Source organism: Streptomyces sp. R11 (assembly GCF_041051905.1).
In the GTDB taxonomy this organism is placed as follows: Bacteria; Actinomycetota; Actinomycetes; order Streptomycetales; family Streptomycetaceae; genus Streptomyces.
Map to the genome: position 1 here is coordinate 4,075,408 of NZ_CP163432.1, position 25,408 is coordinate 4,100,815.

Sequence of the window (25,408 nt, forward strand, 5' to 3'; positions counted from 1 at the left end):
GGTGCCACGCCGCCCAGGACGTGACCTGGGTCCCTGTGACCGCCGTAACAATTCCGGGCCCCCATCCGCTATATACGTCCCCCTTTCGTCACCGTCGCCTTCATTTCCCTGCCGTTCACGCCCTGGTACCCCGCGGTTTCACGCCGCCGCCGGAAGGTCCAGCCGCGCCCCGAACTCCCTGACCACCGGCTCGTCCCGGTACGGCTCCAGGCGCTGCTGGAAGTCCTCCAGATACTCGGCGCCCCGGTTGGACCGCAGGGTCTCCAGCAGCTCCACGGCCTTCAGACCGGTGTGGCAGGCCTGCTCGACCTCGCGCTGCTGCACCTGTGCTGTGGCGAGCAGCACATAGCCGATCGCCCGGCGCCGCGCCTTCGTCTCCGGGAGGCCGGCCAGCGACTCCTCCGCGCGCCGCGCCGCCGCCTCGGCCTGGCCGAGGTCGCGGTGGCAGTGCGCCAACTCGTCGGCGAGATAGGCCTCGTCGAAGTGCGCGATCCACGCCGGGTCGTCCCCGGACTCCGGATCGGCCGTCTCCAGCGCGGTCACAGCACGTCCGGACGCCACCTGGGCGGCCCGTGCGTCGCCCATCAGCGCATGCCCTCGCGCCTCGGCCGCGTAGAACATCGCCTCAGCGCGCGGTGTCACGCGCCCCCGCGCCCCCTCCTGCGCCGCCCTCGCGAGCTGCGAGATCTCGCGCGGATTCCCGAGCTGCGCGGCGAGGTGACTCATGGAGGCGGCCAGCACGTACCCGCCGTACCCCCGGTCTCCCGCCGCCTGCGCCAGCCGCAGCGCCTGGATGTAGTACCGCTGGGCGAGCCCCGGCTGCCCGGTGTCGATCGCCATGTACCCGGCGAGCTCGGTCAACCGCGCGACGGCGGCGAAGAGTTCCCGCCCGATCGCCTCCCGGTACGACCCGGCCAGCAGCCCGGAGACGACACTGTTCAGGTAGTGCACGACGACCGGGCGCACATGCCCGCTGCCGTACTGATGGTCCAGGTCCACGAGCGCCTGAGTCATCGCGCGCACGGCCTGCACATCGGACTGCCCCACCCGCGGCCCCGCCGAGCGCGCCACCTGTGAGTCGGGCGACGAGATCAGCCAGTCGCGGCTGGGCTCGACCAGCGCGGACGCGGCGACGGACGAGCCGGACAGGAAGTCCCGGCGTCCGACGTCGCTGCGCCACAGCTCGCAGACCTGCTCGATGGCTCCCAGTACCGTCGGCGAGAACTGGAGACCGACGCCGGACGCGAGGTTCTTGCCGTTGGCCATGCCGATCTCGTCGATCGTGACCGTACGGCCCAGCTTGCGGCCGAGCGCCTCCGCGATGATCGCGGGCGCCCGTCCCCGCGGCTGCTGTCCGCGCAGCCAACGGGCCACGGACGTCTTGTCGTAGCGCAGATCGAGTCCGTGCTCGGCACCGCACATGTTGACCCGGCGGGCCAGCCCGGCGTTCGAGCAGCCCGCTTCCTGGATGAGCGCCTGCAGCCGTTCGTTCGGCTGTCGCGCGACGAGAGGCCTTGCGGCCATGGCGTACCCCCTGTGGCTGCGGTGCCTGCCCACGCACCGAGTTGATGTGTCTTCCACCACCGAATCCCACCCCGGGGCACTGGCTGTGCACCGCAAGATTCCGGCCGTGAAGATCAATGCCCCGTCGGCATACCGAAAATGCGAGGCTTGTGAGGATTGCCGGGGTAATGGCGGAAGCCGACCCCACAGTGGGCTACCCAGCTCCGACCACGGATCCTCCCGCGCGCCCCCACACGTGCACCCATGCGCCCCAGATGAGGAATCAATGCTCCTCCCCCGCGCGCGCTACGCCCGTAACTACAGGTGGGTGCGGGAGTTGTGTTCAGCGTGGAAGAGACGATCCCGGCCACCGAAGCCGCACAGATTCCGAAGCAGCGCGGCGAAACGCTGCTGGAGACCGCCGTTCGCTACGCCGAGGAGCGTCACTGGGACGTGTTCCCCGGGACCTGGCTGGAAGCCGTGGACGGCGTGCAGCTCTGTTCCTGCGGCGACACCGCCTGCCCCGCGCCCGGCGCGCACCCCGCACGCCCGGACTGGGCGACGCAGGCGACCGGGAGCGCGACGGTCGCCCGCCGGATGTGGCAGAAGCAGCCGAACGCGTCGATCCTGCTGCCGACGGGGCGCACCTTCGACGCGATCTCCGTCCCGGAGACGGCCGGGTTTCTCGCCCTGGCCCGTATGGAGCGGATGGAACTGACGCTGGGACCGGTGACGTTGACGCCGGACCGCCGGATGCACTTCTTCGTGCTGCCGGGGGCGTCGGTGAAGGTGGCGGAGCTGGTGCGCAAGCTGGGGTGGTCGGTCGGGTCGCTGGACCTGGTCGCGCTGGGCGAGGGGGCGTATGTCGCCGGGCCGCCCACGCGGTTCGGGTCTCGGGGGGCTGTGCAGTGGGCCTGTCGGCCCACGCCGGCGAACCGGTGGCTGCCGGATGCGGAGGAGTTGATCTCGCCGCTCGCGTATGCGTGTGGGCGCGACAGGTAGTACGGCGACTGCGGGTTGTTTGTGGCTGGTCGCGCAGTTCCCCGCGCCCCTTTAGTTTGGCCATCATGACGTCGGCCGTAAGTGTGCGTGGGCTCTGGAAGCGGTTCGGGCAGCAAGTTGCCGTTGCCGGGATCGATCTGGAGTTGCCCGCGGGGAAGTTCATCGGGCTCGTCGGTCCCAACGGCGCCGGGAAGACCACGACGCTCTCGATGGTGACCGGGTTGCTGCGGCCCGATCAGGGGTCCGTCTCGGTCGTCGGGCACGACGTCTGGCGGGACCCCGTCGAGGTGAAGGCGCGGATCGGGGTGCTGCCCGAAGGGCTTCGGCTCTTCGAGCGGCTCTCCGGGCGGGAGTTGCTCGCGTACACGGGGCGGTTGCGCGGGCTTCCCGGCGCCGAGGTCGACAAGCGGGCCACCCAGCTGCTGGACGTACTCGATCTGGCGGGGGCCCAGCACAAGCTGGTCGTCGACTACTCGACCGGTATGCGCAAGAAGATCGGCCTCGCGGGGGCGCTGCTCCACAACCCCGAAGTGCTCTTCCTGGACGAGCCGTTCGAGGGCGTCGACCCGGTCTCCGCCCAGACCATCCGGGGCGTCCTGGAGCGCTACACCGCCTCCGGTGCGACCGTCGTCTTCTCCTCCCACGTCATGGAGCTCGTCGAGTCACTGTGCGACTGGGTCGCCGTCATGGCCGCCGGGCGCATCCGGGCCCACGGCCCCCTCGCCGAGGTCCGCGGCGACGCGGCCTCGCTGCAGCAGGCGTTCCTCGAACTCGTCGGCGCGAACGCCCGCGACACCGGGTCCGACCTCGACTGGCTGGGCGGGGCCCGATGAGCGCCGACGTGACCGCAGTCGTCGTACGGCTGAAGCTGTCGCTGCTGCGGAACGGCCTGCGCCAGTCCGGTGGCCGGCGGGCCGCCTACATCGCCTCGGCCGTCGTGGTCCTGCTCTTCGCGGCGCTGCAGCTGCTCGGCCTGATCATGCTGCGCGGCACAGCGCACGCCGACTCGGTGGTCGTGCTCCTGGTGGCCGTCCTGGCGCTCGGCTGGGCCGTGATGCCGCTGTTCTTCCCCGGCGGCGACGAGACCCTGGACCCCACCCGGCTGGTGATGCTGCCGCTGCGCCCCCAGCCCCTGGTGCGGGCACTGCTCGCGGCCTCCCTCGTCGGCATCGGCCCCCTGTTCACCCTGTGCCTGTTCACCGGTTCGGTGATCGCGCTCGCGCGGGGCGGATTGGCGTACGTCGTCGCCGTCATCGCCGTCGTGCTGGCCCTGTTGGTGTGCGTGGCGCTCGCGCGGACCGTCGCCACGGCCAACATCCGGCTGCTGACCAGCCGTAAGGGACGCGATCTGGCGGTGCTGAGCGGGCTGGTCATCGCGATCGGGGCGCAGGTGGTGAACTTCGGGGCGCAGCGCCTGGGTTCGTCGGGGCTCGCACAGCTCGATCCGGTGGCGGATGTGCTGCGGTGGGTGCCGCCGGCGTCCGCGATCGGGGCGGTGGAGTCGGTGAGCGAGGGGGCGTACGGAACCGGTCTTCTCCAACTTGCCCTGAGTGTCGGCGCGTTGGTGGCCCTGATCGTCGTATGGTCACGCCACTTGAGCAAGCTGATGACATCCCCCGACGGTTCCACTCTCCAGGCGGTCACGGAGTCCGCCGTACGCGAACGGAACTCGACGGGCCTCGGCCGCCTCCTCCCGCCCGGCCGCACCGGCACCGTCATGGAACGCAGCCTGCGCTACGTCTGGCGCGACCCGAAGACCAAGGCGGCCTGGGTGACCTCGCTCGCCATCGGCCTGATCGTGCCCCTGTTCAACGCCCTGCAGGGCACCGGCTCGATCTACTTCGCCTGCTTCGCGGCCGGGATGCTCGGCATCCAGATGTACAACCAGTTCGGGCAGGACACGTCCGCGTTCTGGATGGTCGCGATGACGATCTCGTCCCCGCGGGACGCCTACGTCGAGCTGCGCGGCCGGGCGCTGGCCCTGCTGCTGATCACCCTCCCCTACGCCACCCTCGTCACCGTCCTGACGACAGCACTCCTCGGTGACTGGCCCAAGCTGCCCGAGGCCCTCGGCCTCTCCTTCGCCCTCCTCGGCGCCATGCTGGCGACCGGCGCGTGGACCTCGGCCCGCTTCCCGTACTCCATCCCCCAGGAGGGCTACAAGAACGTGGCCCCCGGCCAGACGGCCCTCGCATGGATCTCGATCTTCGGCGGCATGATGGCGGCGGCCCTCCTGTGCGCCCCCGTGATCGCGGTGACGATCTGGCTCAACGTGAGCGACGGCGGGGACGACTGGACCTGGCTTCTGTTGCCGGGCGGAGCGGCGTACGGGGCGGCGCTCACGCTGCTGGGCCTACGGCTGGCGGCTCCGAGGACGGCAGGACGCCTGCCGGAGATCCTGACGGCGGTGAGCAAGGGGTGACGGGGGCTTGATGGCGCAGAAGGCCTGCAACGCCCCCTGAGGGGCGCGGGGCTGTTTCGATATGCGGCTCCGCCGCGTGGGCGCGATCAACCACGTTCGACCCGCAGCCGCCGCCGAGCAGAAGGCCCCGAGCTCACAGGCGCCCGGAGTCCCCCGCGGAGCGCACCGCATCCAAGAACGGCTCGATCGCCGCGCGCCACCCCTCGGGCTGGTCGTAGTGCACAAGGTGACCCGCGTCGGCCACCTCCGCATACTCCCCCCGAGGCAGCACCCGCACCATCTCCTGAGCCTCGGCCCGCCCCAGCTCGCCATCCAGCCCACGCACAACCAGCGCCGGACACCGAACCTGGGCAAGCTCCTCCCAGTGCGCGTCGAACACCCACGTCTCCCGGGACCTGAGCATCTGGTCCGGATCGAAAACGGGCCGCCACCCGTCCTCGCACTCGTGCATCACCTCGGCGTAGAACTCGCCCCGCGCGGGATTCGGCCGCTCGACCCAGGGGTCGTCCTCGCCGAACCACTTGCGCACATCGGCCAGCGTGGCGAAGGGCACGGGCCAGGCCTTGAACCAGTCAGCCCACTCCCGCTGCGAGGCAGAGCCGAGCGCGGACGCCCGCATGTCGCAGATGATCACGCCCCCCACCAGGTCGGGCCGCCTCGCGGCGAGCTGCCAGGCGGTGAGCGCGCCCATGGCGTGGCCGATGAGGACGACGGGGGCGAGGCCCAGCTGCTCCAGGGCCGCCTCGGCGTCGTCGACGTACGCCTCGCGCGTGAAGGAGGCCTGCGAGGGCTTCTCGCTACGGCCGTGGCCGCGCTGGTCCAGCGCCACGGCACGGTGCCGCTCCGAGAGCCAGCGGGCGGTGGACGTCCAGTGCGAGGCGCGGCCCATCAGGCCGTGCAGTAACAGCACACCGGGCGTGCGCTCATGTTCCCTGGCGGGGTCGGTCTTGGGAGGGTCGCCGAACTCCCAGGCCGCGAGACGTACGCCGCCCGCGCCGGTCACGTCGATGCGCCGCACCATTGGTCCTGGCACCCCCCTAGCTCCGCTCGGACCGCTCGAGCCGACCGGTCCTGTGAACCGCGTCCTGCTTGCCGTACCTGTCGTGCCTGCCGTATCTGCCGCCGCTCCCGCGAGCACCACGTGCCACCTGCGTCGCACGCGTCGTGAATGCCCCCGGACGCGATGTGCATGTCCTGTGTGTCTGACGTGATCTTATGCGCACACTTCTGAAGCGCACGTTCCGCCTGACCTGTCACCGCAGACTATCGAACCCCTATTCGAAAATACGGCACTCGCGGCCAACACCCCTCATTCGAGTGACCCCCTTCAAGGATTGATCGCCGGCGTCGAGGGGAGATCTTCAGCGGGAGGCGGACCGCTCGGGGAAACCGGTCCGAGGGGATTGACCCTGAGAGCTCGGGGCTCCGGGTCAGCACAGGGGAGGACAGGCCCCGGCGCCATGTGGCGCCGGGGCCCTCTCCACACTCACGGCACATCGTCGCGCCCCCTCCCCGGCCGGACGCATCGCTGACGATGCCGGCCCAGAGATCTCAGGTCATATGCCTCATGCGACAGCCTCGCACGCGAATCGCCGGAGCGCTGCGATTCGACCTACTGGATCTTGGAATGGGCGAGATCCAGAATCGCCACAACTCCCGCTTGTTCACCGGGAGTTACACACCCGAGAAGCGAGAACGACCTGTCGTCAGCGCTTGGCGACGAACACATGGGAGGCGACGTCCGCCTCCAGCTCGGCCGCCTCGCCGCCGCTGCCCACCAGCACGCCACCCGCCGACTCGGTCACACTCACCACCGAGCCGGGCTGCACGCCGGCCCGACGCAGCGTGTACATCAGCTGCGCGTCCGTCTGGATCGGCTCACCGATCCGCCGCACGACGACCGTCTTGCCCTCGACGCCCGGGTCGAGGTCGGCCAGCGAGACCATGCCCTCGTCGAGGAACGGATCGGCACCGTCCTTCTCGCCGAGCTCCTCCAGACCGGGGATCGGATTGCCGTACGGCGACTCGGTCGGGTGCCGCAGCAGCTCCAGCACGCGCCGCTCCACGGCCTCACTCATCACGTGCTCCCAGCGACACGCCTCGGCGTGCACCTGCTCCCACTCCAGCCCGATCACGTCGACGAGCAGGCACTCGGCGAGGCGGTGCTTGCGCATGACGCGGGTGGCCAGCCGCCGGCCCTCGTCCGTCAGCTCAAGATGCCGGTCGGTCGCCACGGACACCAGCCCGTCACGCTCCATCCGCGCCACCGTCTGGCTGACGGTCGGGCCGCTCTGGTCCAGCCGCTCGGCGATACGGGCGCGCATGGGGACCACACCTTCCTCCTCCAGCTCGAGGATGGTGCGGAGATACATCTCCGTGGTGTCGATCAGTCCGGACATACGTGCCCCTCGATTAGCTCTGCGATTAGCTCAGCCGGAAGCGAGACAGCTCCACGGCGCGTGCGCTGGCCCTGCATTCAATTCTGCCGGATACCACTGACAACCGTGCCGCGCCGTTGAAACCAGCGGGTTACACGAGGGTATGCACCCGGCCCGGCCACCGGCGGCACACCGTATTGACACCACACTGGTCCAGACCGCACGGTGATCCGCAACACACGCCCACCCCCGAAGGGGCCCCGCATGAGCGACAGCAAGCCGGCCGACCAGTTCTTCGACGCCGCCATCGCCCTGCTCCAGCGGGCCCGCGACCAGGAGGCCGAGAACATCGAGGCGGCCGGCACCCTGCTCGCCGACACCGTCGCCGCCGGCGGCCGCCTCTTCGCCTTCGGCGCCGGTCACTCCTCCCTCGCCGCCCAGGACGTCGTCTACCGCGCGGGCGGCCTCGCCCTGATGAACCTGCTCGCCGTCCCCGGCGTCGTAGGCGTGGACGTCATGCCCGCCACCCTCGGCTCAGCCCTCGAACGCGTCGACGGCCTGGCAAGCGCGGTCCTGGACAGCTCCCCCCTCCGGGACGGCGACGCGCTCGTCGTCATCTCCCTCTCCGGCCGCAACGCCCTGCCCGTGGAGATGGCCATGAAAGCCCGCGCCCTGGGCGCGGTGGTCATCGGCGTGACCTCGGTGGCGTACGCCTCGGAGACGAGTTCCCGCCATGTCTCCGGCACCTACCTCAAGGACCACTGCGACATCGTCCTCGACTCGAAGATCGCGATCGGCGACGCGGAACTCACGCTCGACACCATCCCGGCCCCCTTCGCCCCCGCCTCCACGGTCGTCACCACGGCCCTCCTCCAGGCCGTCATGGCCACGGCAGCGGCCTCCCTCGCAGACCGCGGCATCGAGCCCCCGCTCCTGCGCTCGGGCAACGTCGACGGCGGTCACGACTGGAACGGCAAGGTGTTCGAAAAGTACGGCGACCGGATCTTCTACCGGCAGTAGCGACCGTCAGTAGCGACGCCGCACGACTAGACCCGCCCCACGACCTAGTCCCGCCCCACAACCCCCGCCAAATCCAGAGCGGCAGCGATCCGCACCGCCACATCCTCGGCATACACCGCATCGCTCCGCTCGAACGCACTGCGCCCGGCGCCCCGCAGAAACGTCACGACCCCCACCGTGCGCCCCCGACTCCGCAGCACCGCGCACAGCGCGTGCACCGAGTCCGCGGGCCACTGCCGCCCCACGGCCCACTCCCGAGCCCGCTCCGTCGGCATCCGGCCCGCATCGGCCCGCACCGACCCGGCCCGGGTCACGCACTGCAACGCCGGATGCCCCTCGGCGTACCGAACCGGCAGGCCGGCCTCGCCACCGAGCAGACTCGGCCCCGGCGCGCCCGAGGGCGTCACGGCGACCCGAACGAGTCGTACCGGCTCCGCGGCCTCCGCATCCGGCACCGCCCCGCCCGCGACCCGGTCGATCAGCGCGTGGTCGGCGAATCCGGCCAGCGCGAAGTCCAGGTGCACGGTCGCCGCGTCCGCGGGGTCCTCGCACTCCGCGGCGGCCCGCGCGGCCCGATGCAGCTGGTTGGTCCGGAACCGCAGCAGCGCGGCCTCCTGCTCCGCCTGCTTGGCGTCGGTCATGTCCTGGAAGAGCCAGCCCACCCCCAACGGCACCGGCTCCTCCGCGAGCGGAGAGGCCAGCCGTACGAAGCCGCACCGCCAGCACCGCCGCCGCTCGCCCTCCGGCGTCCGAACGCTCACCCAGATCTCGGCCGGCGCGGGCGGCGCACCCTCCGCCAGCACATGCGTGAGCGCGCTCTCCAGCTCCTCGACGCCCTGGGCGAGCAGATCCCCGAGGGGCCGCCCGAGCACGGACGTACGGCCGATACCCAGTGCCCGGGCCGCGTGCGCGTTCACCACCGCGGGCCGCAGATCGGCGTCGACGAGCACGACGCCCCACGACGCGTCCTCGAACAGCGCCTCGCTCAGCGCGATCGACCGCTCCAGATCGATCTGCGTGTGCACCTCACTGAAGGCGCAGTACACCCCGGCGGGCTTCCCGTCGGGCCCGCGGACGGCCGCCGACTGCGTCCGTACGAGAACCCGCCCGCCGTCCTTGGTCAGCAGGGCGAACTCGTGCACCTGCCGTCCCGGAGCGTGCATGGCGGACATCAGCCGCCCCTCCACCTCCTCGGCGTCGGCCTCGCGCACCGCCCACCCGGCGAACCCGTGCCGTCCCACGGCCTCGGCCGCACTCCACCCGAGGATCCGCTCCGCCTCACGGTTCCAATGGGTGACGACCCCGTCCGCGTCGAAGGCGCACAGGGCCGCGTCCATCCCGTCCAGCAGCGCGGCCAGCAGATCGGAACCGCCTGCCGAACCCTCGGAACCAGCCGACGAACCCTCCGGACCGTCCCGCTCGGGTTCGTCCGGTCCCAGCTCGTCGGTGGTCCCACTACGCCGGGAAGCACTCACCTGGACCCCCTGCCAAGCTGCGTCCGCACGTACGACGCGTCGGTTCGCTCACTCGCAATCATCTAACTGGAACGTGACGCAGCACACACCGAGTTCCCACAAGATTGAAGGAATCGTTGTGTGGCGGAAATCGGAAGATCAGACATGAGGCACGCTTCCCCTCCTCGCGTGCACCTCAATCTCGATGGAAAAAAGAGGTTGATCGGGGGCCGACATGCTTCCTAGGGTGTGGAGCACACGAGAAGGGAGGTGGTTCGGCAGATGTATGAATACCGGACGCGTGAGGTGGCTGCGGGCTAGCGGCCCGTCACCCCACCCAGTGCGGTGCCGGACCCGCACGTGACAGACGCGTGCAGCCGGCCCAATCCCAGGCAGTCACCCGACCCGCGAGCTCGCCGGTACGTCCGGCCGGCTCCTCCGCCACGGCGGAGGAACCCGAGCTCGCGGGTCGTCTGCGTCCAGGGCAGGCGCGCCGACCTCACGGACTCAGCCGCTCGACCCGCCAGCTCCCGTCCTGCTCCGCCACGTACCGCAGCCGGTCGTGCAGCCGGTTCTCCCGCCCCTGCCAGAACTCCACCGACTGCGGTGCCACCCGGAAGCCGCCCCAGTTCGGCGGCACCGGCACCTGATCGCCCTCGGGATAGCGCGCGGACAGTTCGGCGTACGAGGCGTCGAGGTCGGCGCGGGTGGCGATGACGGAGGACTGGGCGCTGGCCCAGGCGCCGAGCTGGGAGCCGTGCGGGCGGCTGCGGAAGTACGCGGCCGTCTCGTCGCGCCCGGTGCGCCGCGCCACGCCCGTGACGATGACCTGGCGGGCCATCGGATGCCAGGGGAAGAGCAGGGAGAGGTACGGGTTCTCGGCGAGGTCACGGGCCTTGCGGGAGTCGTAGTTGGTGTAGAAGACGAAGCCCTGCTCGTCGAAGTGCTTCAGCAGCACCGTGCGCGAGCTGGGCCGCCCCTCGGCGTCCGCGGTGGCGACGATCATCGCGTTCGGCTCGAAGAGGTGGGCCTCGGACGCGGCCTGCTTGAACCAGCGCGCGAACTGTTCGACCGGCGTGGCGGCCAGGTCGTTCTCGGCGAGGCCCTCGGCCCGGTACTGCTTGCGCATCGCGGCGGGGTCGAGGGGGACGGCGTCTCGGTCGGTCACGCGGTCATCCTGCCGTATGGGGCGGGCGCTGTACTGCGCGGTGCCTTCCTTCGGCGCACATGGCACTGAGTGCCGCAAGACCCTCCCGAAGATGACACTCAGGGACTATCGTGCTGTTGTCGTCGCGGTTGGGTGACCGCCGGCCGCACGGGGCATCACAGGGGTACACCCCGGACCGCGAGTCCCCGTGACCGTGGATCCAACGGGGCGTATGTCCCTCTCTGTCGAGGACACGTGGTCGTTCCACCCACAACCCCATCCGTCGCACACATCACGAGGAGCCGCCTGATGTCCGACTTCGTACCCGGACTCGAGGGAGTAGTCGCGTTCGAGACGGAGATCGCCGAACCGGATAAGGAGGGCGGCGCTCTGCGGTACCGGGGCGTCGACATCGAGGACCTGGTCGGCCATGTCTCGTTCGGCAACGTCTGGGGGCTGCTCGTCGACGGTGCCTTCCGGCCCGGTCTGCCGCCCGCCGAGCCGTTCCCGATTCCCGTGCACTCCGGCGACATCCGCGTCGACGTCCAGTCCGCGCTCGCCATGCTGGCTCCGGTGTGGGGGCTGAAGCCCCTCCTGGACATCGGTGAGGAGCAGGCCCGGGAGGACTTGGCCCGAGCCGCCGTCATGGCCCTCTCCTACGTCGCCCAGTCCGCGCGCGGTCAGGGCCTGCCCATGGTGCCGCAGCGCGAGATCGACAAGGCGCAGTCCGTCGTCGAGCGCTTCATGATCCGCTGGCGCGGCGAGCCCGACCCCAAGCACGTGGCCGCCGTCGACGCGTACTGGACGTCCGCCGCCGAACACGGCATGAACGCGTCCACCTTCACGGCCCGCGTCATCGCGTCGACCGGCGCCGATGTGGCCGCAGCGCTCTCCGGTGCCGTGGGAGCCATGTCCGGCCCGCTGCACGGCGGTGCCCCGTCCCGGGTCCTGCACATGATCGAGGAGATCGAGCGCACCGGCGACGCCGAGGCGTATGTGAAGCAGACCCTCGACAAGGGCGAACGCCTGATGGGCTTCGGCCACCGCGTCTACCGCGCCGAGGACCCCCGCGCGCGGGTGCTGCGCCGCACCGCCCGGGATCTGGGCGCACCCCGCTTCGAGGTCGCCGAGGCGCTGGAGAAGGCGGCGCTGGAGGAACTGCACAATCGGCGCCCGGACCGGGTTCTGGCCACGAACGTGGAGTTCTGGGCAGCCATCATGCTGGACTTCGCGGAGGTTCCGGCGCACATGTTCACGTCCATGTTCACCTGCGCCCGTACGGCCGGCTGGTCGGCGCACATCCTGGAGCAGAAGCGCACCGGCCGCCTCGTGCGCCCGTCCGCGCGCTACATCGGCCCGGGCCCGCGCGACCCGCGCGCGGTCGAGGGCTACGCCGACATCGCGCACTGAGCCGTGCATTGATCCACGCACTGACCCATGCACTGATCCACTGATCCCGAACGGTCGTCACGCGGAGCCGATCAACTCCGCGTGATGCCGCTCGGCCTCCGGTGACACCGGCATTCGGCATACGGACCGTGACTGATCCACTCCGCCAGTATGCTGGGGCGGCTGCGGCGCCTTCCACCATCACCCGTTCCCACGTGGTGAGTTCATGCCTGCGGCGATCGAGACGTCCCACGGCATGAGGATGAGAACAGGTGCTGATAGCGGGCCGTTACCGGCTGAGCGAGTCGATCGGGCGCGGTGGGATGGGGGAGGTCTGGCGGGCCTACGACGAGACGCTCGGCCGGCCCGTGGCCGTCAAGCTCCTGCTGCCCCAGGACTCCGATCCCACCGCCACGTCCCGGTTCCGTCTCGAGGCGCAGACGGCGGCGCGGATCGCCCATCCGAACGTGGTCGGCGTCCGGGACTTCGGCGAGCACGAGAACCGGCTCTTCCTGGTGATGGAGCTCGTCGAGGGCGACAGCCTCGCGCGCGTGGCGTCGCAGTTCGGCGCACTGCCCGCCGAACGCGTCGCGCGCATCGCCGCCCAGGCCGCCGCGGGCCTGGCCGCCGCGCACCGGCAGGGCATCGTCCACCGGGACATCAAGCCCGGCAATCTGCTCCTGGACGCCGACGGCACCCTCAAGATCGGCGACTTCGGGATCGCCCGCTTCCTCGACGACCCCGGCGCGGCACTGACCGCCACCGGTCAGATCGTGGGCACGAGCCTCTATCTCGCCCCCGAGCGGGCGCTGGGGAAGCCGGCGGGCCCGGCCTCCGATGTCTACGCGCTGGGCTGCGTGCTCTACCAACTGCTCACCGGACGCCCGCCGTTCCACGCCGACACCGCCGTCGCGATCCTGCACCAGCACCTGGACGCCGTGCCCGTACCGCCCCGCGAACTGGGCGTCCCGGGGCTTCCGCCCGCCTTCGAGAGCTACCTCCTCGGCCTGCTCGCCAAGGACCCCGAGCACCGGCCCGCCGCCCAGCAGGCCGCCGACTGGTTCGCCGACGGTGCCTGGTTGGGACGCCCCGAGCCACTGCCCGACGCAACGTCACCGTCCCGGAGGCCTGCGGTCGCGCCGGCGTCCGCCGCCGGGTCGCAGGTGGGCGACACCAGCAGTCCGACCACGTACATGCTGCCCTCCGCCCAAGGGCCGGCCGCCACCGGAAGATCGGGATCCCGGTCCCGGTCGCGATCGCAGTCCCGTTCCCGGTCCGGACCCCGGGCACCGAGCGCGGCGCGGCCCGGGGCCCTCGCGCTCCTCGTGCGCCGACCGCGGGTGGCGGCCACCGCGGCCGCGGCGGTGCTCTTCGCGGCCGCGATGCTCCTCGGCATGCTGTGGTTCTCCCCCGACAACACCGCGACGGAGGGCACGGACTCCGAGGCCCCGCCGAGCTCGCCCGCCTCCGCGTCCACATCCCCTCCGGTCTCGGTCCCGCCCCCGACCGCCTCCCCGATCCCGGCGGCGGAGACGGGCAGGGCCCCTGCCGAAGAGCAGGAAGAGTCGGATGAGGCGAGGCAGGAGGAGGAGAGGCGGAAGGAGGAGCTGCGGGAGCAGGCCAGGCAGGAGCAGGAACGGCTGGAGCAGGCCGAGCGCGAGCAGCAGGAGCTGGAACAGCAGCAGCAGCGCGAAGCGCCGCAGGACGACGACGGCGACGACGGGAGCGGCGACGACTGACTGCCGCCGGCGGGCCTCAGCCCAGCGCCTCCTCCAGCAGCAGCGCCCACTGCGTCACCACGCGGTCGCGGCGGGCCGCGTCGTCGGTGAGGAGGTTGGCGAGGCCCAGGCCGCGAGCCATGTCGAGCAGGCCCTGGACCGTCTCCCGCACGCCGGGGCGGGATTCGTCCGCGCCCAGCAGGTCAACGGCTATCCGGTGGGTCTCGCGGCCGACTCGGGCCTCCAGCTCCGTGACCCGAGGCCGTAGCTGATCCTCGTTGGAGGCGGCCACCCACAGGTGCAGGGCAGCGCGGAACAGGGGGCCCGTGTAGAGGTCCACGAGGGCGGAGACGATCGCGCGCCGGTCGCCCGCCGCACCCTGCGGGAACAGGGCGCGCAGGGCCGTCGAGCGTTCCTCGGCGACGTACTCGACCGCGGCCGTGAAGAGGTCCTCGCGGGTCGGGAAGTGGTGCTGGGCGGCGCCCCGGGAGACGCCCGCGCGTTCGGCGACGACGGAGACCGTGGAGCCCGCCCAGCCGTGTTCGGCGAGGCAGGCCACGGCGGCTTCCAGGAGGCGTTGCCGGGTGGCGCGGCTGCGGTCCTGCTTCGGAACGCGGTCGGCGCGGTCCGCGCGGTCGCCGACTGCGGTCACACCAGCCATGCGGGATCCCGTCTTTCGAGGAAGGCCGTCATCCCCTCACGGGCCTGGGGGGAGGAGAACAACCGGGCCGAGAGCGCGGTCAGGTCCGCCGCGTCCCGGTCGAAGGCTTCCAGCACCTTAGCCGTGAGCAGCGCTTTCGTCTCGGCCAGGGCCTGGGGGGAGGCCCGGCGCAGCCCGTCCAGGATGGGGGTCAGCGCCTCGTCGACGTCCTCGCCCGCCGCGGTCAGGAGGCCGATGCGGGCCGCCTCCGGCGCCGTGAAGCGTTCGCCGGTGAGGTAGTAGCGGGCCAGGGCGCGGGGGTCCGTACGGGGCAGGAGGGGCAGCGAGATCACCGCGGGGGCGACGCCGATGTGGACCTCCGAGAAGGCGAAGGTGGCCTGATGGGAGGCGGCCGAGATGTCGCAGGCGGCGAGCAGGCCCAGGCCGCCCGCGCGGACGTGGCCGGTGACGCGGGCGACGACCGGTTTGGGCAGTTCGACGATCTTCCTCAGCAGCGCCACCAGCGCGTCCGGCGGGGGCGGGTCGCGCAGGTCCGCTCCCGCGCTGAACGTGTTGCCGGTGTGGGTGAGGACGATCGCGCGTACGTCGGCGTCCTTGGCGCAGTCCGTCAGCGCGTCCGTCAGCTCGCCCACGAGGGCCGCCGAGAGCGCGTTGCGGTTGTGCGGGGAGTCGAGGGTGAGGGTCTCGACGCCCCGCGCGCGTGTACGCCCGATCAACGTCACTTGTCCTCCCTGAGTGCCCGCAGTTCGCGGCGCAGGATCTTGCCGGAGGCGGCCCTCGGGACGCCGTCTGTGAAGGTGACCTGGCGGACGCGCTTGTAAGGGGCGACCTGTTCGGCGACGTACATCATGACCTCCCCTTCGGAGAGGTCCGTGGCGGTCGGCTGGCGGACCACGTACGCGTGCGGGACCTCGTTGCCGTCGTCGTTGTAGACGCCGATGACCGCCGCGTCGGCGATGCCGGGGTGGGTGAGCAGGAGGGCCTCCAGCTCGGCGGGGGCCACCTGGAAGCCCTTGTACTTGATGAGTTCCTTGACCCGGTCCACGACGAACAGCCAGCCGTTCTCGTCCGCATGGCCCACGTCGCCGGTGTGCAGCCAGCCGTCGGTGTCGATCATCGCGGCGGTGGCGTCGGGGCGGCCGAGGTAGCCCTTCATGACCTGGGGGCCGCGGATGAGGATCTCGCCGGACTCGCCGGCGCCGAGGTCCTTGTCGGGGTCGTCGAGGGAGACGATGCGCATCTCGGTGCCGGCGATGAGCTTGCCGACGGTCCCGGCGGGCGCGTCGTGCATGGCGGCCAGGGGGACGACGTGGGTGCCGGGGGACAGTTCCGTCATGCCGTACGCCTGGCCGACCGGCGGCAGGCCGAGGCGCTGCGAGCAGGCGGCGGCGAGCTTCGCGTCCAGCGGCGCGGCGGCGCTGACGATGTACTTCAGCGACGACAGGTCGTAACTCGCGACCAGGGGATGCTTGGCGAGGGCCAGCACGATGGGCGGGGCCACGTACAGGCCGGTGATGCGGTGGTTCTGGATGGCCGCGAGGAAGGTCCCCAGGTCGAAGCGGGGCAGCACGACGACCGTCGCGCCCAGCCTCAGGGGCGCGTTCATCAGGGCGGTCAGGCCGTAGATGTGGAAGAAGGGCAGCACTGCGAGGATGCGGTCGCCGGGGCCGGCGGATATGGCGGGTTCGAGCTGGGCGAGGTTGGTGGCGATCTGGCGGTGCGTGAGCATCACGCCCTTGGGGATGCCGGTCGTGCCGGAGGAGTACGGCAGGGCCGCGACGTCCGCCACCGGGTCGAGGTCGACCTGCGGTTCGGGGGCGGCGGACGCCAGCATGTCGATGAGCGACCGGTGGCCGGGCGCGCTGTCGCACACGAAGATCTCCTGCACGCCGCCCGCGAGTTCGGCGGCCCGGCGTGCCGTCTCCAGCAGCGGTGAGACGGTGACGATCCAGCGGGCCGCCGAGTCCTTCAGCTGCTTGGCGAACTCCTCGGGCGTGGCGAGCGGGTGCACGGTCGTGACGGAGGCACCCGCGCGCGTGGCCGCGTAGAACGCGGTCGGGAAGGCGATGGTGTTGGGGCTGTGCAGCGCGAGGACGTCGCCCTTGCGGACGCCTGCCTCGGCCAGGCCGGCGGCCACGCGCCGGTGGAAGCGGTCGAGTTGCTCGTACGTGAGGGTGGTGCCGTCCGTGCCGTCGATGAGCGCGGGAGCGTCACCGAACTCGGCCGCCCGGCCCAGTACGAAATCGTGGATGGGGAGTTCTACGGCCGGGACGTCTGCGTACTCGCTGCGGAACACGGTTCCTCCTCGCGACACGGTGCCGACAGGGTGCCCTTCAGTACGACTTGGGCAGGCCCAGGGTCTGGTGGGAGACGTAGTTGAGAATCATCTCCCGGCTCACCGGAGCAATACGAGACACGCGCGCCGCGGTTATCAACGAGGCGAGGCCGAATTCGCGGGTGAGCCCGTTTCCGCCGAGGGTGTGCACGGCCTGGTCGACGGCCTTCACGCAGGCCTCCCCGGCCGCGTACTTCGCCATGTTGGCGGCCTCGCCCGCGCCGACGTCGTCGCCCGCGTCGTACAGGTAGGCCGCTTTCTGCATCATCAGGCGGGCGAGTTCGAGGTCGATGTGCGCCTGGGCGAGCGGGTGCGCGATGGCCTGGTGGACGCCGATGGGGGCCTTCCAGACGGTGCGGTCGCGCGCGTACTCGACGGCACGCGCGAGGGCGTACCGGCCCATGCCGATCGCGAAGGCGGCCGTCATGATGCGTTCGGGGTTGAGGCCGGCGAAGAGCTGTAGGAGCCCTGCGTCCTCGTCGCCGACCAGGGCGTCGGCGGGGAGGCGTACGTCGTCGAGGGTCAGCTCGAACTGCTTCTCGGCGGCGTTGAGTTCCATGTCGATCTGCCGGCGCGTGAAGCCTTCGGCGTCACGCGGGACGATGAACAGACAGGGCTTGAGGTTGCCGGTGCGGGCGTCCTCGGTGCGGCCGACGATGAGGGTCGCGTCCGCGATGTCGACGCCGGAGATGAAGACCTTGCGGCCGGTGAGGAGCCAGTCTCCGGTTTCCGGGTCGCGGCGTGCGGTGGTGGTGATGCGGTGGCTGTTGGAGCCGGCGTCGGGTTCTGTGATGCCGAAGGCCATGGTGCGGGTGCCGTCGGCGAGGCCCGGTAGCCAGTCACGCTTCTGTTCGTCGGTGCCGAAGCGGGCGATCACTGTGCCGCAGATGGCGGGTGACACGACTATCATGAGGAGAGGGCAGCCTGCGGCGCCCAGTTCTTCGAGGACGAGGGAGAGTTCGGCGATTCCGCCGCCTCCACCGCCGTATGCCTCCGGCAGGTTGACGCCGAGATAGCCGAGTTCGGCGGCTTCGGACCAGAGGGTTTCTCGGTCGTAGGTGCGGCCGTGGCGCTTGCCGAGGGCTGCTACGGCGGCTCGTAGGGCCTTGTGTTCTTCGGATTCGAGAGTGGTGGGCATGAGACTCCTCCCGGGTGCGGGTTGTGGGTGGCTGGTCGCGCAGTTCCCCGCGCCCCTAGGTTTCTTGCACCACCGCTAGCAATGAGCCGACCGTCACCTGCTGGCCAGGTACTACATGCAAGGCGCTCAGCGTTCCTGTGACCGGCGCCGCGATCTTGTGTTCCATCTTCATCGCCTCCAACCACAGCAGGGGCTGTCCGGCCTCCACGGCCGTCCCCTCCGTCAGGCCGTCGGCGACGCGGACGACCGTCCCCGGCATGGGCGCAAGGAGGGAACCCGGCGCATGCTGGGCCGTCGGGTCCGGGAAGCGGGGCAGGGCGGTGAGGCGGGTGGCGTTGACGTGGATCTCGTCGCCGTAACGGGCGATTTCGAAGTTCCTGCGTACGCCATCCACTTCGAGTACGACCAGGGCGGCGTCGGCGTGCAGGACGCGCACCCCGTCCGCCTCGAGGCCCGCGCGGTTGTGGCGGTAGTGGACCTCGTACTCCTCGCCCGCCATGACGTAGCGCTTGGCCTGCGGCCGTGAGGGCACGTTGCGCCAGCCGCCGAAGCGGGAGCGGCCGTGGGCGTCGGCGAGGGCGGCGGCCAGGGGGGCGTGCGGGTCCGGGGTCGGCTCGGTGAGGTCGGTGAGATGGCGGTCGTAGAAGCCGGTGTCCATGCGGGCGGACGTGAACTCCTCGTGGCGCAGGGAGCGTACGAGGAGGTCCCGGTTGGTGACCGGGCCGTGCAGCGTCGACCGGTCCAGGGCGCCGGCGAGCTTGCGGACCGCCTCCGCGCGCGTGGGTGCGTGGGCGACGAGCTTGGCGAGCATGGGGTCGTAGTGGACGCCGATGTCGTCGCCGTCGGTGAAGCCGGTGTCCAGCCGGACGCTGTCGGGTACGGCGAACCGGTGCAGCGTGCCGGTCTGCGGGGCCCAGTCGCGGGCCGGGTCCTCGGCGTAGAGGCGGGCCTCGACGGCGTGGCCACGCGCGCGTGGCGGGTCGTCGGCGAGGGCGTGGCCTTCGGCGACTCGGATCTGCTCGGCGACCAGGTCGATACCGAAGACGGCTTCCGTCACGGGGTGTTCGACCTGGAGGCGGGTGTTCATCTCCAGGAAGTGGGCTTGGTCGCCGGCCACCAGGAACTCGACCGTGCCGGCGCCGACGTAGTCGACCGCGCGGGCGGCGCGTACGGCCAGCGCGTGCAGCTCGTCGGTGAGGTGCGCGGAGAGTCCGGGCGCCGGGGACTCCTCGATCACCTTCTGGTGGCGGCGCTGCAGGGAGCAGTCCCGGGTGCCCAGGGCCCAGACCGTGCCGTGGGTGTCGGCGAGGATCTGGACCTCGACGTGGCGGCCGTTCTCGACGTACGGCTCGACGAAGACCTCACCGTCGCCGAAGGCGCTCGCGGCCTCGGAGCGTGCGCTGTCCAGGGCGGCGCTCAGGTCCTCCAGGCGGCGCACGATCCGCATGCCGCGCCCTCCGCCGCCCGCGGCCGCCTTCACCAGGACGGGGAGGTCGGCCTCGGTGACCTCCCCCAGAGGGGCCAGCCCCATCAGCTCCTTCGCCCGCGTCTTGGACGCCATCGCCTCGATGGCCTCCGGCGGCGGGCCGATCCAGGCCAGTCCCGCGTCGAGGACGGCGCGTGCGAAGTCGGCGCTCTCGGAGAGGAAGCCGTAGCCGGGGTGCACGGCGTCCGCGCCGGACGCCACGGCCGCCTTCACGATCAGTCCGGCGTCCAGATACGTGTCGGCCGGCGCCGCTCCCGGCAGCCGTACGGCCGTGTCGGCCACGCGCGCGTGGAGGGCGTTCGCGTCGGCGTCCGAGTACACGGCCACCGTCCGGATTCCCGACTCACGGCAGGTGCGGAAGACGCGGCAGGCGATCTCGCCCCGGTTCGCCACCAGAACAGAAGTAATCATTGCCTCACATCCGGAAGACGCCGAAGCCACCGCGTGCGCCCTCGTAGGGGGCCGTGTGGATGGCGGACAGGCACATACCGAGGACGGTGCGGGTGTCGCGCGGATCGATGACGCCGTCGTCGTACAGCCGCCCCGACAGGAACATCGGCAGCGACTCCGACTCGATCTGCTGCTCCACCATGGCGCGCAGCGCGGCGTCCCCCTCCTCGTCGTACGGCTGCCCCTTGGCCGCCGCGGACTGCCGGGCGACGATCGACAGCACGCCGGCGAGCTGTTGGGGGCCCATGACGGCCGACTTGGCGCTGGGCCAGGCGAACAGGAAGCGGGGGTCGTAGGCGCGGCCGCACATGCCGTAGTGGCCGGCGCCGTAGGACGCGCCCATGAGGACGGAGAGATGGGGCACGCGGCTGTTGCTGACCGCGTTGATCATCATCGCGCCGTGCTTGATGATGCCGCCCTGCTCGTACTGGCTGCCCACCATGTAGCCGGTGGTGTTGTGCAGGAAGAGAAGAGGGATGTCGCGCTGGTTGGCCAGTTGGATGAACTGGGCCGCCTTCTGGGACTCCTCGCTGAACAGGACCCCTTGGGCGTTCGCCAGCACGCCGATCGGATAGCCGTGCAGGGCGGCCCAGCCGGTGGTCAGGCTCGTGCCGTACATCGGCTTGAACTCGTCGAAGTCGGAGGCGTCGACGATCCGGGCGATGACCTCGCGCGGGTCGAAGGGGGTCTTGAGGTCGCCGGGGACGATGCCGAGGAGTTCGTCGGCGGAGTACTTGGGGGGTTCGGCGGGGCCCGGATCGCCGTACGCCTTGCGGTGATTGAGCCGGGCGACCACGCGCCGCGCCTGCCGCAGCGCGTCCGGTTCGTCCACGGCGAAGTAGTCCGCGAGGCCCGATACGCGCGCGTGCATCTCCGCGCCGCCCAGCGACTCGTCGTCGCTCTCCTCGCCGGTCGCCATCTTCACCAGGGGCGGACCGCCCAGGAACACCTTGGCGCGCTCCTTGACCATGATCACGTGGTCGGACATGCCGGGCACGTACGCGCCGCCCGCCGTCGAGTTGCCGAAGACGACCGCGACGGTGGGGATCCCGGCCGCCGACAGCCTCGTCAGGTCCCGGAAGATGGCTCCGCCAGGGATGAAGATCTCCTTCTGGGACGGCAGGTCGGCGCCGCCCGACTCGACGAGGTTGACGACGGGCAGCCGGTTGGCGAGCGCGATGTCGTTCGCGCGCAGGGCCTTCTTCAGCGACCAGGGGTTGCTCGCTCCCCCGCGCACGGTCGGGTCGTTGGCCGTGATCAGGCACTCCACGCCCTCGACGACACCGATGCCGGTGACGAGGGACGCGCCGACGGCGTAGTCGCTGCCCCAGGCAGCCAGCGGGGACAGCTCCAGGAAGGGCGTGTCGGGGTCGAGGAGCAGCTCGATGCGCTCGCGGGCGAGCAGCTTGCCGCGCTTGCGATGCCGTTCGACGTACTTGGGGCCGCCGCCGGCGAGCGCCTTGGCGTGCTCGGTGTCGAGGTCGGCGAGCTTGGCGAGCATGGTCTCGCGGTGGGCCCGGTAGTCGGGTCCGTTGGTGTCCAGGGTGGAGGGCAGGACGGTCACAGCAGACTCTCCGGGATGTCCAGATGACGGGAGCGCAGCCATTCGCCGAGGGCCTTGGCCTGCGGGTCGAAGCGGTGCTGGGCGGCGACGCCCTCGCCGAGGATGCCCTCGACGACGAAGTTGAGGGCGCGGAGGTTGGGGAGCGGGTGCCGGGTGACCTTCAGCTGACGACTCTCGGGGATGAGCTCCTGGAACCGCTCGACCGTGAGCTCGTGTGCGAGCCAGCGCCAGGCGTCGTCCGTCCGCACCCACACACCGACGTTGGCGTTCCCGCCCTTGTCGCCGCTACGGGCGCCGGCGACGAGGCCGAGCGGGGCGCGACGCGTCGGCTCCGCGGCGAGCGGTGGCTCGGGCAGCGGTGGTTGCGGCGCTTCCTCCAGTACGAGGGTGTCGTGGGCCGGCGGCACCGGGATACGACGGCCGTCGTGGAGGACGGCCACATGGTCGACGGCACCATGGGGGACGTACACATCCTCGAAGACCCCATACGGGGTGCCCTTTCCCGGTGGCGACAGCACATGGAAGCCGGGGTAGCTGGCGAGCGCCAGCTCCACAGCGGCTCCGCTCAGCACCCGGCCGACCTTCTCCTGGTCCTGGTCCCGGACGACCAGCCGGAGCAGCGCACTCGCGGTCTCCTGGGTCGAGGCGTCGGGCTGGTCGGTGCGGACGAGGTCCCAACGGACGTCGGCGGGACGTGACTTGGTGAACGCCTCGCTCATCTGCCGCCGCACAAGGGCGGCCTTCGCCTCGATCTCCAGTCCGGTCAGCACGAAGACGACCTCGCTGCGGAAGCCTCCGAGGCGATTGAGGCCGACCTTGAGGGTCGGGGGCGGGGCCTCGCCCCGTACGCCGTCGATACGGACCCGGTCGGGGCCGTCCTGGCTGAGCCGTACGGTGTCCAGCCGGGCGGTGACGTCCGGTCCCGCGTACCGGGCGCCGCCCGTCTCGTACAGCAGCTGGGCCGTCACCGTGCCGACGTCCACGAGGCCGCCGGTGCCGGGGTGCTTGGTGATGACGCAGGTGCCGTCCTCGTGGAGCTCGGCGAGCGGGAAGCCGGGGCGGGTGGCGCCGCCCTCGTCGAAGAACGCGTAGTTGCCGCCGGTCGCCTGTGCCCCGCACTCCAGCACGTGTCCGGCGACCACGGCGCCCGCGAGCCGGTCGTGGTCGCCGGGGCCCCACCCGAAGCGGGCGATCGCGGGGCCTGTGACCAGGGCCGCGTCCGTCACCCGCCCGGTGACGACGATGTCCGCGCCCGCGCTCAGACAGGCCGCGATGCCGAAGCCTCCGAGGTACGCGTGGGCGGCGAGGCTGCCCGGATATCGGTCCTTGAGGTCGTCTCCCTCGACATGGGCGACGCGTACGGGAATGCCGAGCCGGTCCGCCAACTTCCTTACGGCGTCGGCGAGTCCGGCCGGATTGAGCCCGCCCGCGTTGGCGACGATCCTGACGCCCCGCTCCTGCGCGAGCCCCAGGCACTCCTCCAACTGGCGCAGGAAGGTGCGGGCGTATCCGGCGCCGGGGTCCTTCAGCCGGTCCCGGCCGAGGATCAACATGGTCAGTTCGGCGAGGTAGTCGCCGGTGAGGACGTCCAGTTCGCCGCCGGTGAGCATCTCGCGCATGGCGTCGAAGCGGTCGCCGTAGAAGCCGGAGGCGTTGCCGATGCGCAGGACCGGCCCGGCCGATGGCGTGGGCGAGGTCACTGGGCCGCCCCCTTGGGCGCGCGGCCCGCGCCGGGCGGGCCCGCGAAGACCTGGGCGATGTCGAACCAGCGGTCGGCGTCGGGCCCTTCGGCGCGCAGGGCGAGGTCGTGGCGGTGGGCGCGCTGGGTGACCAGGAGGCAGAAGTCGAGGGCGGGGCCGGTGACGCGCTGCGAAGCGTCTTCGGGGCCGTATGCCCAGACCTCGCCGGAGGGCGCGACGAGTTCGACGCGGAAGGGGTCGGGAGGCGCCGGGAGCCCGTGCACGCCGAAGGCGAAGTCGCGGGTGCGTACCCCGATCCACACCACATGCCTGAGCCGGTCGGTGGGGGTGCGCACCACACCCAGCGCTTCGGCGACATCCAGACCGTGAGCCCAGGTCTCCATGAGTCGGGCCGTGGCCATGGAGGCGGCGGACATAGGAGGGCCGTACCAGGGGAATTTGATGCCGTGCGGTGCCTCACGCAACGCCGCGTCGAGGGCGGCCCGCCCTTCCCGCCAGCGCGCCAGCAGTTCGGCGGGCGGCAGCGCGGCCCCCTCCTCCGCGCCTTCGTCGACGAACGACCCCGGCGTCACCAGCGCCTTCTCCACCAGCGCGTGGAACGCCTCCACGTCGGTCACCGCCAGCAGCGCCGAGTGGTCCGTCCAGGCGAGGTGCGCGATCTGGTGGGCGACGCTCCAGCCGGGCGCCGGAGTCGCGAGCGCCCACTGCTCGGGGCTCAACTCGGCCACCAGTTGCTCGAGTTCCTCGCTCTCCTCGCGCAGATCGTCGAACACGGGCGTCGGATCGGACACGGGGCGCTCCCCTCGGGGCACGGCGGTGTGCGTGGGTGGTGCGGCGTGGTGCGGCGTGCTGCTCGGTGGTGCGGCGTGGTGAGGAGCATGGCAGCGCGCGCGAAAACAAGCAAGCATGCTTGCATTAATTGAGAAGTGTTCACCAGGGGAAGGGTGTCTGTGCGGCGTGCGATCAATACACTCGGCCGTCGCGCGTGTTGCTTCAGCAACGCATCGCTCACATCTCGGGGGAATCACAAGAATGAGCAACTGGAATCCGGGCGGGCAGCCACCCTTCAACCCGCAGGGCCAGCCGCCCCCGCCGCCGGCCGGAGGGTATCCGCCCAACGCGCCGTACCCGTACCCGCCGCAGCCCAACGCGCCGTACCCGTACCCGCCGTATCCGTACCTGCCGGCCGCCCCGCCCGGGCCCCTCACGCGGCTGTGGCGGCAGATCGGTCCCGTCCCCGTCGCACGCAGGGTGTTCAAGCCGTCCAGGCCCGGCATCGTCCAGGACCCGGTCGTGGCCCGCATGCAGCGGATCCGCACCTTGGTGGGGCTGGCGGCGGTCGTGTGGATGTCGGTCACCTACAAGCTCGCCGACTCGGTCAGGGTCGCCGACTCGGTGGGCAACGTCGCGAGCGACCGTCTGAACCAGTCCTGGATCAGCGTCCTGGTGCTCTGCGTGACCTTCCCGGTCGTCGTGGGCGTCCTGCTCGCCCAGGCCTCCGCCTCGGCCCGGCGGGAGCTGCTGCGCCGGGCGGCGAAGTGCTTCGGCGCGATGGTCGCCCTGGTGGCCGCGGTGTTCGTGTTCCCGGCCTCCGTGCTCACGGGCTTCGTCGAGGGCCGTTTCGCGACCAACCCGGTGATGACCGTCCTCACCTACACCGGCATCCTGCTCACCTTCGTGTGGGTGCTGCCCTTCGTCATCGCGGGTATCGGCCTGGCCCTCCTCCACGTGTTCCGCACCGCGGACATCCACGAGACGATGCCGCCGCTGCTGGCCATGACGCTGGTCTGGGAGATGGCCCTGATCGACCTGTTCACGGGCGCCTACACGGGCGTGCCGGTACCGGTCCGGATCCTGTTCATGCTCGGCGCCCCCCTCTCGGTGACGGCAGTGGGCCTGTGGGAACTGCGCCGACTGCGCGCCCATCACGGCATCGGCCTGCAGGGGCTGCTGATGCGGCAGGGGCCGGGGCAGGCGTGACGGTGGGGCGGCAAAAGCCGGCCCGAGCGGGGAAGGACCGCAGGGCCGCGACCCCGCCAAG

General features: G+C 71.2%; 20 protein-coding genes. 7 read left to right on the top strand and 13 right to left on the bottom strand.

Translation table 11 applies throughout. The features are described 5' to 3' along the window. Nucleotides 1-138: 138 nt before the first annotated feature. Nucleotides 139-1,524 (bottom strand): transcriptional regulator, encoded by a 1,386-nt coding sequence (locus AB5J55_RS18530; protein WP_362387929.1) that lies wholly within the window; start codon nt 1,522-1,524, stop codon nt 139-141. 318 nt (nt 1,525-1,842) lie between these two features. On the opposite strand from AB5J55_RS18530, the gene AB5J55_RS18535 reads away from it, so the two are divergent. From AB5J55_RS18535 to AB5J55_RS18545, 3 genes are all read left to right on the top strand, one after another. Beyond that, nucleotides 1,843-2,505: a bifunctional DNA primase/polymerase gene (locus AB5J55_RS18535; RefSeq protein ID WP_369271755.1), complete on the top strand. Its 663-nt coding sequence runs from the start codon at nt 1,843-1,845 to the stop codon at nt 2,503-2,505. A 65-nt stretch (nt 2,506-2,570) separates the two neighbouring features. Then, nucleotides 2,571-3,338, top strand: a complete 768-nt coding sequence (locus tag AB5J55_RS18540) for an ABC transporter ATP-binding protein (RefSeq protein WP_369271756.1) — start codon at nt 2,571-2,573, stop codon at nt 3,336-3,338. Then, nucleotides 3,335-4,927, top strand: coding sequence for a transporter (locus tag AB5J55_RS18545; RefSeq protein ID WP_369271757.1), 1,593 nt, complete (start codon nt 3,335-3,337; stop codon nt 4,925-4,927). The genes AB5J55_RS18540 and AB5J55_RS18545 overlap by 4 nt, the downstream gene beginning before the upstream one ends. A gap of 133 nt (nt 4,928-5,060) precedes the next feature. On the opposite strand, the gene AB5J55_RS18550 is transcribed toward AB5J55_RS18545, so the two are convergent. Beyond that, on the bottom strand, nt 5,061-5,948 hold the full coding sequence (locus AB5J55_RS18550; protein ID WP_369276227.1) for an alpha/beta fold hydrolase: 888 nt from the start codon (nt 5,946-5,948) through the stop codon (nt 5,061-5,063). 685 nt (nt 5,949-6,633) lie between these two features. Beyond that, a complete protein-coding gene (locus AB5J55_RS18555) occupies nt 6,634-7,326 on the bottom strand; it encodes a metal-dependent transcriptional regulator (RefSeq protein WP_062703554.1) in 693 nt (230 codons plus the stop codon). A 243-nt stretch (nt 7,327-7,569) separates the two neighbouring features. Between AB5J55_RS18555 and AB5J55_RS18560 the strand changes: the two genes are divergently transcribed. Beyond that, entirely contained in the window at nt 7,570-8,325 is a 756-nt protein-coding gene (locus AB5J55_RS18560) for an SIS domain-containing protein (RefSeq protein WP_369271758.1), read from the top strand. 44 nt (nt 8,326-8,369) lie between these two features. Here the strand turns inward: AB5J55_RS18560 and AB5J55_RS18565 are convergent, their stop codons facing one another. Together AB5J55_RS18565 and pdxH are read right to left on the bottom strand one after the other, a co-directional pair. Continuing rightward, nucleotides 8,370-9,800, bottom strand: a complete 1,431-nt coding sequence (locus AB5J55_RS18565; protein WP_369271759.1) for a PAS domain-containing protein — start codon at nt 9,798-9,800, stop codon at nt 8,370-8,372. A 478-nt stretch (nt 9,801-10,278) separates the two neighbouring features. Then, nucleotides 10,279-10,947 carry a pyridoxamine 5'-phosphate oxidase gene (gene pdxH / locus AB5J55_RS18570; RefSeq protein ID WP_369271760.1) on the bottom strand — a complete coding sequence of 223 codons (669 nt, stop codon included), beginning with the start codon at nt 10,945-10,947 and terminating at the stop codon, nt 10,279-10,281. Between the two features lie 288 nt (nt 10,948-11,235). Between pdxH and AB5J55_RS18575 the strand changes: the two genes are divergently transcribed. Next, nucleotides 11,236-12,336, top strand: a complete 1,101-nt coding sequence (locus AB5J55_RS18575; RefSeq protein WP_369271761.1) for a citrate synthase 2 — start codon at nt 11,236-11,238, stop codon at nt 12,334-12,336. A 251-nt stretch (nt 12,337-12,587) separates the two neighbouring features. Then, nucleotides 12,588-14,054, top strand: a complete 1,467-nt coding sequence (locus tag AB5J55_RS18580; RefSeq protein WP_369271762.1) for a serine/threonine-protein kinase — start codon at nt 12,588-12,590, stop codon at nt 14,052-14,054. A 16-nt stretch (nt 14,055-14,070) separates the two neighbouring features. Here AB5J55_RS18580 and AB5J55_RS18585 read toward each other — a convergent pair whose 3' ends face one another. From AB5J55_RS18585 to AB5J55_RS18620, 8 genes are read right to left on the bottom strand one after another with little or no spacing between them, the layout of a single operon-like run. Then, entirely contained in the window at nt 14,071-14,694 is a 624-nt protein-coding gene (locus AB5J55_RS18585) for a TetR/AcrR family transcriptional regulator (RefSeq protein ID WP_369271763.1), read from the bottom strand. Beyond that, nucleotides 14,682-15,416: an enoyl-CoA hydratase family protein gene (locus AB5J55_RS18590; protein ID WP_369271764.1), complete on the bottom strand. Its 735-nt coding sequence runs from the start codon at nt 15,414-15,416 to the stop codon at nt 14,682-14,684. Before AB5J55_RS18590 ends, AB5J55_RS18585 begins: the two co-directional genes overlap by 13 nt. Beyond that, nucleotides 15,413-16,990 carry a 4-coumarate--CoA ligase family protein gene (locus AB5J55_RS18595; protein ID WP_369271765.1) on the bottom strand — a complete coding sequence of 526 codons (1,578 nt, stop codon included), beginning with the start codon at nt 16,988-16,990 and terminating at the stop codon, nt 15,413-15,415. Before AB5J55_RS18595 ends, AB5J55_RS18590 begins: the two co-directional genes overlap by 4 nt. A 37-nt stretch (nt 16,991-17,027) precedes the next feature. Then, a complete protein-coding gene (locus AB5J55_RS18600) occupies nt 17,028-18,167 on the bottom strand; it encodes an acyl-CoA dehydrogenase family protein (protein WP_369271766.1) in 1,140 nt (379 codons plus the stop codon). A 55-nt stretch (nt 18,168-18,222) separates the two neighbouring features. Beyond that, nucleotides 18,223-20,064, bottom strand: coding sequence for a biotin carboxylase N-terminal domain-containing protein (locus AB5J55_RS18605; protein WP_369271767.1), 1,842 nt, complete (start codon nt 20,062-20,064; stop codon nt 18,223-18,225). Nucleotides 20,065-20,068: 4 nt separating this feature from the next. Beyond that, complete coding sequence (locus AB5J55_RS18610) at nt 20,069-21,667, bottom strand: acyl-CoA carboxylase subunit beta (protein WP_369271768.1); 1,599 nt, start codon at nt 21,665-21,667, stop codon at nt 20,069-20,071. Further along, the gene (locus AB5J55_RS18615) at nt 21,664-23,367 is read right to left on the bottom strand and encodes an acyclic terpene utilization AtuA family protein (RefSeq protein ID WP_369271769.1); all 1,704 of its coding nucleotides are present in this window, start codon (nt 23,365-23,367) and stop codon (nt 21,664-21,666) included. The genes AB5J55_RS18610 and AB5J55_RS18615 overlap by 4 nt, the downstream gene beginning before the upstream one ends. Continuing rightward, a complete protein-coding gene (locus tag AB5J55_RS18620; protein WP_369271770.1) occupies nt 23,364-24,158 on the bottom strand; it encodes a TIGR03084 family metal-binding protein in 795 nt (264 codons plus the stop codon). Before AB5J55_RS18620 ends, AB5J55_RS18615 begins: the two co-directional genes overlap by 4 nt. A 241-nt stretch (nt 24,159-24,399) precedes the next feature. Here AB5J55_RS18620 and AB5J55_RS18625 point away from each other — a divergent pair, with 241 nt between their 5' ends. Next, nucleotides 24,400-25,347 carry a hypothetical protein gene (locus AB5J55_RS18625; RefSeq protein WP_369271771.1) on the top strand — a complete coding sequence of 316 codons (948 nt, stop codon included), beginning with the start codon at nt 24,400-24,402 and terminating at the stop codon, nt 25,345-25,347. Nucleotides 25,348-25,408 lie beyond the last annotated feature (61 nt).